16 protein-coding genes and 1 pseudogene are annotated in these 16,907 nt (G+C 70.2%); 7 read left to right on the top strand and 10 right to left on the bottom strand.

What is annotated here, in order from left to right:
* Positions 1 to 88: 88 nt before the first annotated feature.
* Both ACIBUY_RS28075 and ACIBUY_RS28070 read left to right on the top strand, forming a co-directional pair.
* A complete protein-coding gene (locus tag ACIBUY_RS28075) occupies positions 89 to 946 on the top strand; it encodes a helix-turn-helix domain-containing protein (RefSeq protein WP_399154102.1) in 858 nt (285 codons plus the stop codon).
* Positions 943 to 1,152 carry a DUF397 domain-containing protein gene (locus ACIBUY_RS28070; RefSeq protein ID WP_399154101.1) on the top strand — a complete coding sequence of 70 codons (210 nt, stop codon included), beginning with the start codon at positions 943 to 945 and terminating at the stop codon, positions 1,150 to 1,152. Before ACIBUY_RS28075 ends, ACIBUY_RS28070 begins: the two co-directional genes overlap by 4 nt.
* A gap of 96 nt (positions 1,153 to 1,248) precedes the next feature.
* Here ACIBUY_RS28070 and ACIBUY_RS28065 read toward each other — a convergent pair whose 3' ends face one another.
* The 5 genes and pseudogenes from ACIBUY_RS28065 to ACIBUY_RS28045 all read right to left on the bottom strand — a co-directional run bounded on the left by ACIBUY_RS28065 (position 1,249) and on the right by ACIBUY_RS28045 (position 5,840).
* Positions 1,249 to 1,695 (bottom strand): hypothetical protein, encoded by a 447-nt coding sequence (locus ACIBUY_RS28065; protein ID WP_399154100.1) that lies wholly within the window; start codon positions 1,693 to 1,695, stop codon positions 1,249 to 1,251.
* A gap of 384 nt (positions 1,696 to 2,079) precedes the next feature.
* Positions 2,080 to 3,006 (bottom strand): annotated as a pseudogene (locus ACIBUY_RS28060) (fructose PTS transporter subunit IIA); the annotation flags it as partial.
* A 58-nt stretch (positions 3,007 to 3,064) separates the two neighbouring features.
* Entirely contained in the window at positions 3,065 to 4,012 is a 948-nt protein-coding gene (pfkB, locus tag ACIBUY_RS28055; RefSeq protein ID WP_365576774.1) for a 1-phosphofructokinase, read from the bottom strand.
* 116 nt (positions 4,013 to 4,128) lie between these two features.
* Positions 4,129 to 4,890 carry a DeoR/GlpR family DNA-binding transcription regulator gene (locus ACIBUY_RS28050; RefSeq protein ID WP_399154099.1) on the bottom strand — a complete coding sequence of 254 codons (762 nt, stop codon included), beginning with the start codon at positions 4,888 to 4,890 and terminating at the stop codon, positions 4,129 to 4,131.
* A 185-nt stretch (positions 4,891 to 5,075) separates the two neighbouring features.
* Complete coding sequence (locus tag ACIBUY_RS28045) at positions 5,076 to 5,840, bottom strand: glucose 1-dehydrogenase (protein ID WP_399154098.1); 765 nt, start codon at positions 5,838 to 5,840, stop codon at positions 5,076 to 5,078.
* A 181-nt stretch (positions 5,841 to 6,021) separates the two neighbouring features.
* Here ACIBUY_RS28045 and ACIBUY_RS28040 point away from each other — a divergent pair, with 181 nt between their 5' ends.
* The gene (locus ACIBUY_RS28040; protein ID WP_399154097.1) at positions 6,022 to 7,296 is read left to right on the top strand and encodes an ABC transporter substrate-binding protein; all 1,275 of its coding nucleotides are present in this window, start codon (positions 6,022 to 6,024) and stop codon (positions 7,294 to 7,296) included.
* A gap of 16 nt (positions 7,297 to 7,312) precedes the next feature.
* On the opposite strand, the gene ACIBUY_RS28035 is transcribed toward ACIBUY_RS28040, so the two are convergent.
* Positions 7,313 to 8,839 carry an MFS transporter gene (locus ACIBUY_RS28035; protein ID WP_365576731.1) on the bottom strand — a complete coding sequence of 509 codons (1,527 nt, stop codon included), beginning with the start codon at positions 8,837 to 8,839 and terminating at the stop codon, positions 7,313 to 7,315.
* A gap of 63 nt (positions 8,840 to 8,902) precedes the next feature.
* Here ACIBUY_RS28035 and ACIBUY_RS28030 point away from each other — a divergent pair, with 63 nt between their 5' ends.
* Positions 8,903 to 9,880, top strand: a complete 978-nt coding sequence (locus ACIBUY_RS28030) for a YafY family protein (RefSeq protein ID WP_365576733.1) — start codon at positions 8,903 to 8,905, stop codon at positions 9,878 to 9,880.
* A gap of 162 nt (positions 9,881 to 10,042) precedes the next feature.
* Here ACIBUY_RS28030 and ACIBUY_RS28025 read toward each other — a convergent pair whose 3' ends face one another.
* Entirely contained in the window at positions 10,043 to 11,065 is a 1,023-nt protein-coding gene (locus ACIBUY_RS28025; RefSeq protein WP_365576735.1) for a sigma-70 family RNA polymerase sigma factor, read from the bottom strand.
* A 176-nt stretch (positions 11,066 to 11,241) separates the two neighbouring features.
* Here ACIBUY_RS28025 and ACIBUY_RS28020 point away from each other — a divergent pair, with 176 nt between their 5' ends.
* Positions 11,242 to 11,781, top strand: coding sequence for a GNAT family N-acetyltransferase (locus ACIBUY_RS28020; protein ID WP_399154096.1), 540 nt, complete (start codon positions 11,242 to 11,244; stop codon positions 11,779 to 11,781).
* Positions 11,782 to 11,829: 48 nt separating this feature from the next.
* On the top strand, positions 11,830 to 12,891 hold the full coding sequence (locus ACIBUY_RS28015; protein ID WP_399154095.1) for a questin oxidase family protein: 1,062 nt from the start codon (positions 11,830 to 11,832) through the stop codon (positions 12,889 to 12,891).
* A 25-nt stretch (positions 12,892 to 12,916) separates the two neighbouring features.
* Here ACIBUY_RS28015 and ACIBUY_RS28010 read toward each other — a convergent pair whose 3' ends face one another.
* On the bottom strand, positions 12,917 to 13,684 hold the full coding sequence (locus ACIBUY_RS28010; RefSeq protein WP_365576776.1) for a class III extradiol ring-cleavage dioxygenase: 768 nt from the start codon (positions 13,682 to 13,684) through the stop codon (positions 12,917 to 12,919).
* A gap of 143 nt (positions 13,685 to 13,827) precedes the next feature.
* On the opposite strand from ACIBUY_RS28010, the gene ACIBUY_RS28005 reads away from it, so the two are divergent.
* Positions 13,828 to 14,355 (top strand): MarR family transcriptional regulator, encoded by a 528-nt coding sequence (locus tag ACIBUY_RS28005; protein WP_365576741.1) that lies wholly within the window; start codon positions 13,828 to 13,830, stop codon positions 14,353 to 14,355.
* Between the two features lie 21 nt (positions 14,356 to 14,376).
* Here the strand turns inward: ACIBUY_RS28005 and ACIBUY_RS28000 are convergent, their stop codons facing one another.
* Entirely contained in the window at positions 14,377 to 15,903 is a 1,527-nt protein-coding gene (locus ACIBUY_RS28000) for an MFS transporter (RefSeq protein WP_365576743.1), read from the bottom strand.
* 97 nt (positions 15,904 to 16,000) lie between these two features.
* Entirely contained in the window at positions 16,001 to 16,660 is a 660-nt protein-coding gene (locus ACIBUY_RS27995) for a TetR/AcrR family transcriptional regulator (protein WP_399154094.1), read from the bottom strand.
* Positions 16,661 to 16,907 lie beyond the last annotated feature (247 nt).

Genomic DNA, 16,907 nt, shown 5'->3' with positions numbered 1-16,907 from the left:
AGTGCACGTGCACTTATGGGAGTTGATGTGTCGCAGGAAGACCGCACGACATACTGTGACCAGCGACGAGTCAGGGGAGGTGGACCGGATGGCCGCAATTCCGACCATGCGCCGGCGGATGCTCGGTGCCGAGCTGCGCAAGCTCCGTGAGCGCCAGGGCCTGACGGGGGACGAGGTCGCCGAGCAACTGAAGTGGCACCCCTCGAAGATCAGCCGAATCGAGGGCGGACGCAGCGGACTTCGACCCCATGAGGTGAAAGACCTCCTCGATCTGTACGAGGTCGAGGACGCGGAGACGCGCACCGGCCTTGAGACCTTGGCCAGGGAAGGTAAGCGCCGGGTCTGGTGGCAGCCCTACAACGACGTACTCACCCCGCGCTATCTCGACTACATCAGCTTCGAGGCCGAAGCGTCATCGGCCCGCAGCTTCGAAACCACGCTGGTACCAGGGCTGTTGCAGACGCCCGACTACGCCCGCGCCGTGATCCGAGCACTGAAGCCCGAGCGCGCCCCGGACGAGGTCAACGCTCTGGTTGACGTGCGGCTTGGCCGCCAGAACTCCGCGCTCAACCGCGAAGATCCCCTTCAGCTCTGGGCCATCATGGACGAGTCCGTTCTACGACGTGAAGTCGGCGGCAGGGACACCATGAACCGGCAACTCAAGCGCATCCTGGACGCGTCGGAACAACCCAACGTGACCTTGCAGATACTGCCGTTCGGCGCCGGTGCCCACGCCGGGATGCTCGGCCCGTTCGTGATCCTCGGCTTCCCCGTGCAAGCCGACCTCGACGTGGTGTATTCAGAGGGACTGGCGAGTAGCGTCTACCTCGAACGAGATGACGACCGGATCGCCTACGGCCGCACCTTCGATCGGCTGATGGCGGCCTCGCTGGACGTAGATCCGTCGCGTGACATGATCGCGAGCCTAGTAAGGGAACAGACGTGAAGCACATCAACGGGCCCCACGTGGACCTCAGCCGCGCGACCTGGCGCAAGAGCAGCTACAGCGGCGACCAGGGCAACTGCGTGGAGATCGCCGACGGCTTCCACGACATCGTCCCGGTGCGCGACAGCAAGACTCCCACGGGTCCCTCACTGCTCTTCTCGCGCACCACATGGGCCGCGTTCACCACCGCGGTGAAGCCCGAGTAGCCACCCACCAGCACGAGGAAATGCCCCCGGGGTCGACCCACCGGGGGCATTCGCGTTCTCTCCGTAACTCAGCACACTGCGAAGCGTGCTAGCCGATCACGTGCAGCCCCACGCGGCCACCGCAACGCCCCCGACGAACATCGCAGTCCCAGCCGTGCTGGCCGACGAGAACACCGTCCAACCAAGACCGACTGCGCACTTCGCCACCTGCTGCCTCTGCTTACTCGTCAGCGCCGGTCCGCCCACGTACACGTAGTTCTTGCCCTTGTACGAGACGCAGCCCATGGAGGAAGAGCAGTAACCCGAGTGCTGGCGATACAGCTTCTTACCGCAGCCACTTCCCGGGTTGCAGTACTTCTTCTTGTTGTTGGTATCGACCTTCACGCACTTCTTGGGAGCACAGACCTTCTTGGTAGCAGCCTCGGCGGGGGTCGAGAGCGCCAGCGTCATCGCGAACAGGGCGAAGATCGAACCGAGCGCCAGCAGCCACTTCCGCCTCCCCTTGGCGGACGGTGCGCCAACAGCATGCACATTGGAACCCACGAGTACCTCCCGACGAGCGTCACCAGGCCCTCAAGGCAACTTGGGGCCGAATGCGTCAGATATTCGCATATGAGGCATGGGTAAATAAAGAGATCTTCAAGTCAAAGAGGACTAACTAGACTTAAGTTGACGCAAGGCATCAACTTCCGCCCCCTGAGCGGTAGTCCCATCCCAGTCGAGACGCGAAGCGGCCCCCATCGAAGGAACTCGACAGGGGCCGGACGCGAGAGTGTCACTCGGGGAGTTCGATACCCAAACTCTCCGCCAGGTCGCGGAGCGCTTCATCGGAGAGAGTCGGAGCCTTGGCCGCCTGTGCGGCCACCCAGCGTTCCAGGATTTCGTCCATCGGGCGTCTGACCTCCACTTTCTCGAAGTGTCTTGACACATATAACTGACGCCCGACATCAGCCACTTGCGCAGCTTCGTCCCGTAACCGTCCTCGGCGTCGCCCGCATTGTCCACAGGTGTGGATGACGCGGCGGGTGCGGAGACGTCGCCGCGGGCCGCCTTTTCGCGGACCTCGGTGATGAGTTCCGCGGGGCGGTTGATGCCCGCCTTCACGCCCACGTCGACCGTGGGCTTTCCGGCGAAGCGGGACTTTTCGCGGACCGGGACGTCGTGCGCGAAGATCACGCCGTCCGCCGCCTCGATGACGGCCGGGTCGAGGCGGGTGAAGCCCGCCGATCCCTGTGTCTCGACCACGAGTTCTACGCCGTCGGTGGCGCGGGCCGTGTTCTCCAGGGACTCGGCCGCCATGTAGGTGTGGGCGATGCCGGTGGGGCAGGAGGTGACGGCGACGATCTTGAACGTGTCCTCGGGCGCCGGGACCTCCTGCGGCGCCTCCGGCTCGGGGGCCGGCTGGGCCGGGTCGTCGCCGCGTATCAGCGCCGCCGCCTGCTCCGCGTCCCGCGCCGCGCGCAGGGCCGCCTTGAAGTCCTCGTCCATCAGCTGGCGGGCCAGCGAGGACAGGATCGTGAGGTGGGCGTCGTCCGCGCCCGCCGGGGCCGCGATCAGGAAGACCAGGTCGGCGGGGCCGTCGGGGGCGCCGAAGTCGATGCCGTGTGCCGCGCGGCCGAACGCCAGGGTGGGCTCGGTGACGTGGGCGCTGCGGCAGTGCGGGATGCCGATGCCGCCGTCGAGGCCGGTCGGCATCTGGGCCTCCCGCGCGGCGACGTCGGCCAGGAAGCCGTCCAGGTCGGTGACCCGGCCGAGGGTGACCATGCGTGCGGCCAGGGAGCGGGCCGCCGCTTCCTTGGTTTCGGCGGACAGGTCGAGGTCGACCAGGTCCGCGGTGATCATCTGGGTGGTCATCGCGGGCTCCTTTGCCTAAGCGACTGGTGGGGGGCTTGCCGGACGGTGAGTGCGCGGGTCATGCCACCGGCTCCTTCAGCGGGCGGTCCAGCGGGATCTGCGTCGTCAGCGTCACCGCGTCCGGGCGCAGGTCCGCCGGGGTCGGCATGGCGCTGCCCGGGAGTTGGACCGCTGCCGCGCCGTGCGCGACCGCCGAGGCCAGTGCCTCGGGGCCGGTGCCGCCCGCGATCAGGAACCCGGCCAGGGACGAGTCACCGGCGCCGACGTTGCTGCGTACCGCGTCGACCGGGGCCGAGGCGAAGTACGTACCCGTCGCGTCGACCAGGAGCTGGCCGTCCGCGCCGAGCGAGGCGAGGACGGCGGCCGCGCCCAACTCCCGCAGTTCTTCGGCCGCCTTGACCGCGTCGCCGATCGTGGCCAGCGGGCGGCCCACGGCCTCGGCGAGTTCCTCGGCGTTGGGCTTGACGACGTCGGGGCGCATCCGCAGGGCCGCGAGCAGTGCCGGGCCCGAGGTGTCGAGGGCGATCCGGGCCCCGGCCGCGTGCGCCCGGGACACCAACTCGGCGTACCAGGAAGGGGCGAGGCCGCGCGGGAGGCTGCCGCAGCAGGCGATCCAGTCGGCGCCCGCCGACCTCTCCCCCACGGTCGACAGGAGCAACTCGGCTTCTGTGTCCGACAGTTCGGGGCCGGGCGCGTTGATCTTCGTCAGCGTGCCGTCCGGTTCGGCGAGCGCGATGTTCGAGCGGGTCTGGCCCGCGACCGGGACGGGGGCGACGGCGATGCCCTGGCCGTCGAGGAGTTCGGCGACGAGGGCGCCGGGGGCGCCGCCCAGCGGGAGGACCGCGAGGGTGGGGGCGCCGGCGGCGGCGACGGCGCGCGAGACGTTGACGCCCTTGCCGCCCGGGTCCATGCGCTCGCCGTCGGCGCGCACGACCTCACCGCGGTCGAGGGCGGGGACCTCGTAGGTGCGGTCGAGGGAGGGGTTGGGGGTGACGGTGAGGATCATGCCGCTGTCCAGTGCTGTGGGGGGAGTACCGGTGTTCAAGCTGGTCGTGCTGGTCGTGCTGGTCGTGCTGGTCGTGCTGGTCGTGCTGGTCGTGCTGCTCATGCCGTTCGTGCTGCTCACGCGCGGACGACCTCCGTGCCGGCCGCCTCGATCGCGGCCGCGTCCTCGGGGTCGAGGCCGGTGTCCGTGATCAGCAGGTCCACGTCGGTGAGGTCGCCGAAGCGGGCGAAGTGCTCCTGGCCGTGCTTGCCGGAGTCGGCGAGCAGGACGACCCGGCGGGCCGCGGCGACGGCGGCGCGCTTGACCGCGGCCTCGGCGAGGTCGGGGGTGGTCAGTCCGGACTCGGCGCCGAATCCGTTGGCCGCGAGGAAGACGACGTCGGCGCGGATCTCGGCGTAGGCGCGCAGGGCCCAGGCGTCGACGGCGGCGCGGGTGCGGTGGCGGACGCGGCCGCCGACGAGGTGGAGCTGTATGCCGGGGTGGTCGGCGAGGCGGGCCGCGGTGGGCAACGAGTGCGTGACGACGGTGAGTTCGGACTCCAGCGGCAGGGACGCGGCGAGGCGGGCCACCGTCGAGCCCGCATCGAGGACGACGCTGCCCTCGGCCGGCAGCTCGGCGAGCGCGGCGTGCGCGATGCGGTCCTTCTCGTCGGCCGCGGTCGATTCGCGCTCGGCGAGATCGGGCTCGAAGTCGAGCCGTCCGGCGGGGATGGCGCCGCCGTGCACCCGCCGCAGGAGTCCGGCCCGGTCCAGGGCCTTGAGGTCGCGGCGGATGGTCTCGGCGGTGACCTGGAAGACCTCGGCGAGGGACAGCACGTCGACCCGGCCGCCGTCGCGGGCGAGGCGGAGGATCTCCTGCTGACGCTCGGGTCCGTACATGCCCGTTTACCTCTGCTCTCATGCCCGAATCTGTTGCTCTGCCGTCGACAGTACGGCCGCATTTCAGGAAAGTAAACAGAGTCGGGCACCCAGCGGACACAAATGGGCATTGGTCCCGGCGTCGGGCATGACGAAGGGCCCGGCCTCCGGGGAGGAGGACCGGGCCCCGCGTCGAACGCCGAGGACTACTGGCCCATCACGTACTTCACCGTCGGACCCGTGGTCCAGCCGCCGTCCACCGCCAGTTCGGCGCCGGTCACGTACGAGGAGTCGTCGGACAGCAGGAACACCACGGCCTTCGCGATCTCGTCGGCCTCGCCGACCCGGCCCATCGGGGTGTTCGGGTAGCCGCCCTCACCCTGCTGGATACCGAGTTGGGACGTCATCGGGGTGTACGTCATGCCCGGGTGCACGGAGTTCACGCGGATCCGCGCCGTGCCCTGCTCCACCGCGGCGATCTTGGTCAGGCCGCGTACGGCCCACTTCGAGGCGCCGTACGACGAGGTGAGCGCGAGGCCCATCAGGCCCGCGGCCGAGGAGATGTTGACGATGGAGCCGCCGCCGACCTCCTTCATCGCCGGGACGACGCTCTTCATGCCCGCGAAGACGCCGACGAGGTTGACCTCGATGACCTGGCGGAAGCGCTCCACGCTCTCGGTCTCGAAGGGCGCGCCGGTGGAGATGCCCGCGTTGTTGACGAGGCCGTCGACCGAGCCGAACTCGGCGGTGGCGTACGCGACCGCGGCCTGCCACTCGGCCTCCGACGTCACGTCGAGGTGGACGTAGCGCGCCCGCTCGCCGAGCTCCGCGGCGAGCGCCTTGCCCTCCTCGTCCAGTACGTCGCCGATGACGACGCCCGCTCCGGCGGCCGTGGCGATGCGGGCGATCTCGGCACCGATGCCGCGGGCGCCGCCCGTGATCAGGACCGTCTTGCCGGTGAGGTCGTTCATGAGGGGGCTCCACTCCATCGGGGATTCAGGGGATTCAGGGGATTCAAGCGGGATTCCGGCGCGGACTTCGTCGGGGATTCCGGCGCGGATTCGTCGCGGATATCGGCGGCCACAACTGCCGCACGGGCATGGTATGACTGTGTGGCACAATTTGCCATCAAGTCATCAACTGAAAAACGATGTGAGCGGGGCGACAGCGGTGCGGCGGCGACGGTTCCTTCTTCAGACGGCGGGCCTGACCGGGGCGGGGGCCCTGGCACTGAACGGCTGCGGCTCCGGCTCCGGCGACGGCACCGTCACGCTGAACCTGCTGGTCGCGAGCTACGACAAGAGCGTCGGCGCCTCCATCGGCGACCAGTGGGACGACGTCGCGAAGGCCTTTGAGAAGAAGCACCCGGACATCCGGATCGCGATCGAGCGCGTCCCGTTCCTCAAGATCGACGCGACGCTCGCCCGCCGCGTGAAGGACGGCCGCGCCCCCGACATCGCCCAGGGCAACGTCTTCGCGCCGTACGCCGAGAGCGGCGACCTCTACCGGGTCGAGGAGCTCTTCGCCATCCCGACCCAGGCGGACTTCATCGCGTCGTTCGCCGACGCGGGCAAGGTCGAGTACGTCCAGTACGGCGTCCCGATCCTGGCCAGCACGCCGCGCCTGTTCTACGACAAGGCGCTGTTCCAGCGGGCCGGGCTGACCGGGCCGCCCACGTCCTGGGCCGAACTCCGTGACGCGGCAAAGGCGTTGAGGAACACCGGCGTCCCCACGCCGTACGCGCTGCAGTTCGGCCCCGAGTCCGCGGAGGACGAGCTGCTCACCTGGCTGCTCGCGGGCGGCGGCGGCTACTCGGACGTCGGCGGCTACGACTTCGCGTCCGCGGAGAACGAGGCCGCGCTGACCTGGCTGCGGGACGAGCTCGTCGCCCCCGGCCTCGCGGGCGCCGACCCCTCGAAGCTCACCAGGACCCAGGCGTACGCCGACTTCCTCGCGGGCAAGGTCGGCATGCTCATCGCGCACCCGGTCCTGCTGGCCGCCGCGGACAAGGCCCGCATGTCGTACGCGCACGCCGCCTTCCCCAGCAGGGACGGGGCGGATCCGGCGCCGCCGGTGGGCCTGAACGACTGGATGATGGCGTTCACGAAGGGCGGCCACGTCGAGGCGGCGGGGGCGTTCCTCACGTTCCTGTTCAGCCGCGCCTCGGCCGGGACGTACGGGGCCGGGCAGACCACGCTGCCGGTGACCGTGTCGGGCTCGGAGCAACTGCGGGACGACGCCTCGCAGCGGGAGCTGTGGGCGTTCGTCGATCAGATGCCGGACGCGGAGTTCCATCCGGTGGGGCTCGGGTCGTGGCCGACCGTGCGTTCTGCCGTGCGTGAGCGGATCGGTCGGGCTGTGCTGCCCGGGGGCCGGCCCGCGGATGTGCTGCAGGCGCTGGACCAGGTTGCCCGGTCCAGCGCCTGAGGCTCAACTACCCGGTTCAGCCGACCAGTTCGGCCTTCCGCTCGCCCTCGTCCGAGTCCTTGTCCGCGTCCTTGTCCGCGTCCGCGACGGCCATCTCCTCGACCCCTGCTGCCGGGTTGCGCGGCAGCGCGAACATCAGGACGAAGATGCCGACCAGGATGGCGGCGGCCCACAGCAGCGAGTTGGTGAAGCCGTCGATGAAGGCCGCGTTGCCCTCGCCCGCCTTCAGCTTGTCCTCGACCACGTTGAAGAAGACCACCGAGACGAGGCTCAGACCGAGCGCGTTGCCCATCTGCATCACGGTGTTGATGAGGCCGGACGCCGAGCCCGCGTGCTCACGCGGCACCTCGGAGAGCACCGCGTCGGTCAGCGGGGCGACGATCAGGCCCATGCCCAGGCCCATCACGACCAGCGGCAGCGCCATCTGCCAGGAGGCGATGTCGAGGCCGTAGTGCTTGGACTCGTACACGTAGATCAGGACACCGGCGGCCATCAGGAGCGCGCCCGCCTGCAGCACCTTGCGGCCGAAGAGCGGGACGAGCTTCTGTACGGAGATGCCGGCCGCGACCGAGACCGCGATCGAGAACGGAACGCCCGTCAGACCCGCCCGCAGCGCGCTCCAGCCGAGGCCGATCTGCATGTAGAGGGTCCAGGTCAGGAAGAAGATGCCCATGACCAGGCCGAAGACGGTCTGCACGGCGATGCCCGCCGCGAAGCTCTTGACCTTGAAGAGGGAGAGCTCGATGAGCGGGGAGCCGTCGCGCCGGGTCTTCGCCTTCTCGTACGCGATGAGGACCGCGACGATCACGACGGACGCCGCCATCATGAGGAAGCCCCAGACCGGCCAGCCGTTCTCCCGGCCCTGCGTGAGCGGGTAGACCAGCGCCAGCATGGCGAGCGTGACGAGGACGACGCCGACGAGGTCGAGCTTGAGGGCCTTGGGCGCCTTGGACTCGGCGATGACGCGCGAGCCGAGGATCAGGGCCGCGATGCCGACGGGCAGGTTGATCAGGAAGATCGGGCGCCATTCGAGACCCGCGATGTTCCACTCGGTGAGCAGCGCGCCGAGCAGCGGTCCGGTGACCGCGCCGAGGCCGACTATCGCGCCGAACAGGCCGAAGACCTTGCCGCGCTCGTGCGCCGGGAACGTCGCGTGCACGATCGACAGGACCTGCGGCACCATCATCGCGGCCATGCCGCCCTGCAGGAAGCGCGAGGCGACCAGCATCTCGGGGTTGGCGGCGAAGCCGCACAGTGCCGAGGCGATCGTGAATCCGCCGATGCCGAGCAGGAAGAGCCGCTTGCGGCCGAAGATGTCACCGAGCCGCCCGCCCGTGATGAGCAGGGCCGCGAAGGCGAGGGCGTAGCCGGCGGTTATCCACTGGATCTGGCCGGTGGTGGCGCCTTCGTCGTGCTGGATGGTGGGCAGGGCGACATTGACGATCGTGACGTCGACGAGGTCCATGAACGCCGCCGTCATCACGATGGCGAGCGCGAACCAGCGTCGGCTGTCTGTGTTCTCCGGTGCTGCGGTTGTGGTCATGGGAAGAACCGTAGGGGGAATGTAGGTCAGTACGCGTCCTAATTAGGCGGCATTCTGGAACGCATGACGACGACGAGTACGGACACCCCCGCACGGTTGCTCCAACTCCTGTCCCTGCTGCAGACCCCGCGCGAATGGCCCGGCGGCGAGCTCGCCGACCGGCTGCACGTCTCCCGCCGCACCGTGCGCAGGGACATCGACCGGCTGCGCGACCTCGGCTATCCCGTGCAGGCCACGATGGGCGCCGACGGCGGCTACCGGCTCGTCGCGGGCAAGGCGCTGCCGCCGCTCGTCCTCGACGACGAGGAGGCCGTCGCGATCGCGGTGGGCCTGCGGGCCGGGGCGGGCCACGCCGTGGAGGGCGTCGAGGAGGCCTCGGTGCGGGCTCTGGCCAAGCTGGAGCAGGTCCTCCCCTCGCGCCTTCGCCACCGGGTCTCGACCCTGCAGGCGGCGACGATTCCGCTGACGTTCGGGGACGGTGCGACCATCGCGCCCGAGACGCTCACCGTCATCGCGTCCGCCGCGGCCGGCAGCGAGCGGCTCCGCTTCCACTACCGCGCCGCCGACGGCTCGGAGACGCGCCGCCTGGTGGAACCGGCCCGGCTCGTCTCGACGGGGCGCCGCTGGTACCTCGTCGCGTACGACATCGACCGCGAGGACTGGCGTACGTTCCGGGTCGACCGGGTGTCGGAGCCGTTCGCCACGGGTGCGCGGTTCGCTCCGCGGGAGGTGCCCGAGGGGGATGCGGCGGAGTTCGTGCGGCGGGCGGTGGCTTCGCGGGGCGGCGGTTCGTACGAGGTCGACGTGGAGTTCTCGGCGCCGGTCGAGGCCGTCGCGGAGAAGGTGCCCGAGTCGGTGGGGCGGCCCGAGTCGATGCCGGGGGGCGGGTGCCGGCTGCGGATCACTTCGTCGGTGCCGGTCGAATGGGTGGCCGTCCGGCTGGCGATGACGGGGTTCGACTTCTCGGTGCGGGGGCCTGAGGAACTGGCTGTTGCGGTACGGGAGTTGGGGGGCCGGATGGTGAGAGCTGCGGGGGCGTGACCCGGCTCATGGGGCTGCCGCCCAGTGCCCGTCGCCGACTGCGGGCCGTGGTCCTGCTGCGCGCGGGGAACTGCGCGCTCAGCCACGACGAAAGCCGCGGACGCCCCGCCCGGCGAACCAGGCAGACGCGTCCGCGGCCTTTCTCACGCCCCGGGCGGAGCCTTACGCGGCCGCGTCGAAACCCGTATCCCGGGCCAGCTTCTTCAGCTCAAGAAGCGCGTGCTTCTCGATCTGGCGGATCCGCTCGCGGGTCAGACCGTGCTCCTTGCCGACCTCCGTCAGCGTCCGCTCACGCCCGTCCTCGATGCCGTACCGCATCTTGATGATGGACGCCGTGCGCTGGTCGAGGCGGCCGATGAGGTCGTCGAGCTCCTCGGAGCGCAGCAGGGTGAGGACGGACTGCTCGGGCGAGACCGCCGAGGTGTCCTCGAGGAGGTCGCCGAACTGGGTGTCGCCGTCGTCGTCCACCGACATGTTGAGCGAGACCGGGTCGCGGGCCCAGTCCAGGACGTCGATGACGCGCTCCGGCGTCGTCTTGTCGAGCTGGGCGGCGATCTCCGCGGGCTCCGGATCCCGCCCGTTCTCCCGGTTGAACTCGCGCTGGACCCGGCGGATGCGGCCCAGCTCCTCGACCAGGTGGACGGGGAGGCGGATGGTGCGGGACTGGTCGGCGATGGAGCGGGTGATGGCCTGGCGGATCCACCACGTCGCGTACGTGGAGAACTTGAAGCCCTTGCGGTAGTCGAACTTCTCGACGGCGCGCACCAGGCCCGCGTTCCCCTCCTGGATCAGGTCGAGCAGGGGGAGGCCGGCCCGCGGATAGCGGCGGGCGACCGCCACCACCAGGCGCAGGTTCGACTTGATGAAGATGTCCTTGGCCTTCTCGGACTCCGCGACAAGGGCCTCGAGCTCCTCGCGGGACGCCTTGCCCGCGGCCTCGCTGGCCGGGAGATCACCGAGCTCACCGTCGAGGATCTGCTGGGCGTACACGCCCGCCTCGATGGTCTGGGAAAGCTCGACTTCCTTGGCGGCGTCGAGCAGCGGTGTGCGCGCGATCTCGTCGAGGTACATGCCGACCAGGTCGCGGTCGGCGATCTCCCCGCCCACGGCGCGAACACTGCGTGCCGCATCAGTCTTGCCGGCGGACGCGGCGGACTGACGACGGGCTACGGCACGGGTTGCCATGCGTGCTCCCTTGCGATGGTAGGTCGGCTGGGCCGGACGGCTCGTACACCCTCTCGGGTGCCCTGCATCCGATGGAAACAACGACTGGAATCCGGACAGAATTCCCAAGCCGACCCATCTTTTTTGTGATCATGCAGTACCCTGTCGCGCCACACGGCGTGAAAAGGGGAGACGGGATGTCATCGGAACCCACAGAGGTGCAGGTCAGGCCGGGAGTCGAGGGCGACCTCGAAGCGCTCACGCATCTCTACAACCACTACGTACGTGAGACGCCGATCACATTCGACACAGCGGTCTTCACTCCGGAAGAGCGACGTCCTTGGCTGCTCTCCCACCCTGAAGACGGCCCCCACCGTCTGTTGGTTGCCCAGGAGCAGCGAGAGGGGACTTTCGGCCCGCTGCTCGGGTACGCCACGTCCAGCCCCTTCCGGCAGAAGGCCGCGTACGCCACCTCGGTCGAGGTGACCGTGTACGTCGCCCCGGACGCGGGCGGCCGCGGCATCGGCACCCTCCTTTACAAGGCGCTCTTCGAGGCGCTCGCCGAGGAGGACCTGCACCGCGCCTACGCGGGCATCACCCAGCCCAACGAGGCCTCCGTGCGCCTGCACACCCGCTTCGGCTTCAGTCATGTGGGCACGTACCGGGAAGTGGGCCGCAAGTTCGGCGCCTACTACGACGTCGCCTGGTACGAGAAGGAGCTCGGCCCTGCGGACTAGGTCCCAAGGCCGTTACGCGGCGCACGGGCCGGTGCCTACTCTCCGGGCATGACCACGACCTCGGGTTCCACCTCGCGCGACACCACGGGCACGCTGGACGAAGCACTGGAGCGGCTGCACACAACAGGGCCCGAGCGGCTCGGGCGGCTCACCAATCACGCCCCGATGGCCGTCGAGGCCCTCGCCGCGCGCGGACAGGCCGGGGCCGTGCACCGCTGGCTCGACCTGTACGCGCCCAAGCTGGAGGAGTTCCCGGCCTCCCTGGAGCCCGTCACCGGCGCCAACTGGCAGGCGGCGCTGGGCGATCCGCGCCGCGCCGCCGACTGGATCGCGTACTTCACGCGCGAGACCGCGGAGCGGCCGTGGCGCGACGTGCTCGCCGAGTGGTGGCCGCGGCTGCTGCCCGGCATGTACGGCGGCTCGACGCACCCCGTGATCCGCGTCGGCCACGCCGTGCGCACCCTGCTGGCCGGCGAGGAGACGGACCCGCGCGTGGCGGAGCTGGCGCACGGGCTCGGCTACTGGGCCGCCCGGCACCACACCGTCAGCGTCACCCTCACCGGCGCCGCGGCGCTGCCCGGCACCACCGCCGGTCCGGCGGCCGCCCTGGCCCTGGACGCGGTGACCCCGATCGCGGAGCGGGACAGTGGCGGCTTCCCGACGCGGCTCGCCCGGGTCACGGCCCTGCCCCGGTGGGCCGACGCGGTGAGCGACCCCGACACGGCCAGGCTGCGGCTGACCGAGCTGGTCGCGGCGGCCACGCACCGGTACGCCACCCACGGCCACGGCGAGGAGACCATGCTGGTCCACGCGGCGACCGCACCCAACGCCGTACTGCGCACCCTGCCCGCGCTGCCGCGCACCCTGTGGGTGCCGAGCCTCGCCGCCGCCTGGACGGCCTCGGCCGCGGTGACCGCGATGTACGCGCCGGACGCACCCGTCGACTACCAGGCGCCGGGCACCTTCACCGCCGAGGAGGTCGTCGAGCGGGCCCTGGCCCACGGCGACGAGCACGTCATCAAGTTCACCGACACCGCCCTGGACGTCGGCGACGAGCGCGCCCTGACCGCCGCGCTGCGGGCCGTCGAGATCAGCGAGCCCCTGGTCTGAGCCCGGGCGGGGCCCCGGACCCGGCTCAGCCGAACTGCACCGACCTCTTCGCAAGGCCCAGCCAGAACCCGTCGATCACCGAGCGCTGCGCATCCAGTTCACCGGCGGCATCCGCCGCTCCCATCGTCACGAACAGCGGGGCGAAGTGCTCGGTGCGCGGGTGGGCCAGGGTGCCCGCCGGGGACTTGTGCGTGAAGTCGAGCAGCGCGTCCACGTCCCCGGCCTCCAGCGCGCGGTGCCCCCAGTCGTCGAACTCCGCCGACCACGCCGGGACGCCGCCGCCGGTGTGCCGCAGCGCGGCCAGGTTGTGCGTGAAGAACCCGGAGCCGACGATCAGCACGCCCTCGTCCCGCAGCGGCGCGAGCCTGCGCCCGATGTCCATCAGCCGCTGCGGGTCGAGCGTCGGCATGGAGACCTGGAGCACCGGGATGTCGGCGTCCGGGTACATCTCGACGAGCGGCACGTACGCCCCGTGGTCGAGCCCGCGGTCCGGCACGTCCTGCACCGGGATACCCGGGGCGCGCAGCAACTTCCGTACGGACTCGGCGAGTTGGGGTGCGCCCGGCGCCGCGTACGTCACCTGGTAGTAGTGCTCGGGGAAGCCCCAGAAGTCGTACACGAGCGGGACGGTCTCGACGGCGCCGAGGGAGAGCGGGGCGTCCTCCCAGTGCGCGGAGATCATCAGGATCGCCTTGGGGCGGGGCAGGTCCGCGGACCAGGCGGCGAGCTGGCCGGTCCACAGGGCGTCGTCGGCCAGCGGCGGGGCGCCGTGGCTGAGGTAGAGCGCAGGCATGCGCTCGGCCACGGAAGCAGATTCAGCGGAAGCGGATTCAGTGGACACGGCGGCGGACCTCCTTGAAGTTTCAAGCTTTAGCTGGCACCAAAGTAACCGGTGTTTGTTTAAGATTCAAGAAGGAGGTCTTTACGATGGAACGCATGGTGACCGAGAACAACGCCGGGCCGAACGCCGGGCCGAACGCCGAGCCTCAGTGGCTGAGCGAGGACGAGCAGCGCACATGGCGGGCGTACCTCCATGCCACCACACTCCTGGAGGACCACCTCGACCGGCAACTGCAGCGCGACGCGAAGATGCCGCACATCTACTTCGGGCTGCTCGTGCAGCTCAGCGAGGCGCCCCGGCGCCGGCTGCGGATGACCGAGCTGGCGATGAGCGCGAAGATCACCCGCTCCCGCCTCTCGCACGCGATCGCGCGCCTGGAGAAGAGCGGGTGGGTGCGGCGCGAGGACTGCCCGTCGGACAAGCGCGGCCAGTTCGCGGTGCTGACACAGGAGGGGCTCGAGGTGCTGCAGCGGACCGCGCCGGGCCATGTGGCCGCCGTCCGCCAGGCCCTGTTCGAGCGGCTCACCCCGCAGCAGCAGAAGTCCCTCGGCGAGATCATGCGGATCGTCGCCGAGGGACTTCAGCCCGAGGAGGCCGGGGCGGACCTCCCCTGGCTCAGGTGAGGCCGGGCCCCGTGACCGGGGTCAGTGCGCGACCACCGGGATCTTGAACTCGTCCTCGACACCGTCGGTGTCGTCGGAACCGGAGGCCGCGGGCGCGCCCGAGCCGGGGACACCCGTGTTGATGAGGGTGAAGGCGATGGTCGCCGAGACGACCAGGATGCCGACCGCCCACCAGATGGCGTGGGTGTAGCCGTTGACCATGGCCTGGGCCTGGAGCAGCTGCTGGTTGGTCGCGCCGGCCGCGTGGTCCGCGATGTACGCGGTGGTGGCCGAGGCCGCGATCGTGTTCAGCAGGGCCGTGCCGATGGCGCCGCCGACCTGCTGCGAGGTGTTGACCATCGCGGAGGCGACACCCGCGTCACGCGGCTCGACGCCGATCGTGGCGAGCGACATGGCGGGCATGAACGCCGTACCCATGCCGAGGCCGAGCAGCAGCTGGGCGGGCAGGATCAGACCGGCGTACGAGGCGTCGACCGAGAGCTGGGTCAGCAGACCCATGCCGAGCCCGGCGACCAGGAAGCCGGGGCCCATCAGCAGGCGCGGCGGCACTCGGGTCATCAGACGGGCGCCGATCTGGGTCGAGCCCGTGATCATGCCCGCGATCATCGGCAGGAACGCGAAGCCGGTCTTGACCGGCGAGAAGCCCTTCACGATCTGCAGGTAGTAGGTCAGGAAGAGGAACAGGCCGAACATCGCGATCACGGCGAGGCCGAGGGACGCGTAGACACCACCGCGGTTGCGGTTCGCGACGACGCGCAGCGGCAGCAGCGGGTGCTTGACCTTCGACTCGGTGAACACGAAGGCGGCGAGCAGGACCACCGCGGCGACGAACAGGCCGATGGTGGAGGCGTCCGACCAGCCGTTGGACTCGGCGCGCGTGAAGCCGTACACGAGCGAGACGAGACCGAGGGTGGACAGGACCACGCCCGGGATGTCGAGCGGCGAGCGGTTGCGCGTGCCGGCCGGCTCACGGATGACGGAGACGGCACCGAGGACGGCGACGGCCGCGAACGGGATGTTCACGAAGAACGTCCAGCGCCAGTTCAGGTACTCGGTGAGGAAGCCGCCGAGGATCAGGCCCACGGCGCCACCGCCACCGGCGATCGCACCGTAGATGCCGAACGCCTTCGCGCGCTCCTTGGCGTCCGTGAACATCACGGCGAGCAGGGAGAGGGCGGCGGGCGCGAGCAGCGCGCCGAACAGGCCCTGCAGGGCGCGGGCGCCGAGCATCATGGCCTCGTTCTGCGCGGCACCGCCGAGCGCCGAGGCGAGGGCGAAGCCGATCAGGCCGGTGACGAAGGTGTTCTTGCGGCCCCACAGGTCGGCGATGCGACCGCCGAACAGCAGCAGACCACCAAAGGCGAGCGCGTAGGCCGTGATGACCCACTGCCGGTTGCCGTCGGAGATGCCGAGGTCCGTCTGGGCGGAGGGCAGGGCGATGTTCACGATGGTGGCGTCGAGGACCACCATCAGCTGGGCGAGCGCGATGAAGGCGAGTGCCTTCCAGCGCCTTGAGTCGGGCGCCGTTTCCGGCAAGGGGGTACCCACAGCAGGACTCCAAGTCGTGAATAAGCGTGAGAAATCGGTTCTGTGCTGATCTGTGGTGGCAGATCGGTGGTGCTGCGTAGATGAGGTGGGCCGGACCTCAGTCCTGGCGGAGGTCCTCCAAGGTCGCGGCCTCACCCGGGAGTTCCGAGCGGGCGGGTGTCATCAGGCCGTCGAGGAACAGCTGCAGATGGCGGTGGACGAACCGGTCGAAGTTCAGGCACGCGGTGCCGGGCAGCGGCCGGGTGAGCTGGGACAGGGCGACCATCAGGTCCCCGACGCCGACATCGGTGCGCAGCTGGCCCGCGCCGCGGGCCCGTCCGATGAGGTCCTCGATGGCGACGGTGAGCCGGTCGAGGGCGGCGACGACGTCCGGGTGGTCCTTGTCGAAGGCGGCGTGCAGCGTCGGGCACAGGGCGCCGATGCGCTCGTCGGCGGCGGCGTGCACGAAGGTGCTCAGGGCGTCGAAGGCGGTGGCCTCGCCGGCTTCCTCGGCGGCGAGTGCCTTCTCGGCGTGCTCGGTGACGTGGTCGGTGACCGTGAGGACCACGTGGTGCATCAGCTCACCGCGGTCCTTGAAGTTCCGGTACAGCGTGGCGTTGCCGACCCCTGCACGGCGCGCGGTCTCGTCGAGCGGGAGCTCCGTCCCGTACTCCACGAGCAGCTCGCGTGCGGCGGCGACGATCCGCTCCCGGTTGCGCACGGCGTCGGCCCGCGGGCGCGGGGCTCGGCGCAGCGGCTGTTCGGTTGCGGTGGCCACGGCGGTCTCCTTCGGTCGGTCTGTCGGCTGTGCCGGTCTGTCGGCTGAGCCGGTCTGTCAGTTGTGTCGGTCCGGGTGTCTCGCGAACCGGGCGCCTCGCGAACCGGGGAGCAAGTCCCCGCTTCATCCGGACACAGGGCTAAACGGGGAACCCGTCCCCGCTTATTTCCCGCACATCATGTGACCTGACTCACACCCCCCTGGCCGCAGAAACCCACGATCGGCGCACCCAGCGCGCGACCTGCGC

The sequence above is a fragment of the Streptomyces sp. NPDC050085 genome, assembly GCF_044460595.1.
In the GTDB taxonomy this organism is placed as follows: domain Bacteria; phylum Actinomycetota; class Actinomycetes; order Streptomycetales; family Streptomycetaceae; genus Streptomyces.
Note: the sequence above shows the minus strand (reverse complement) of the source record. Positions and strands in the feature narration are given on the sequence as shown.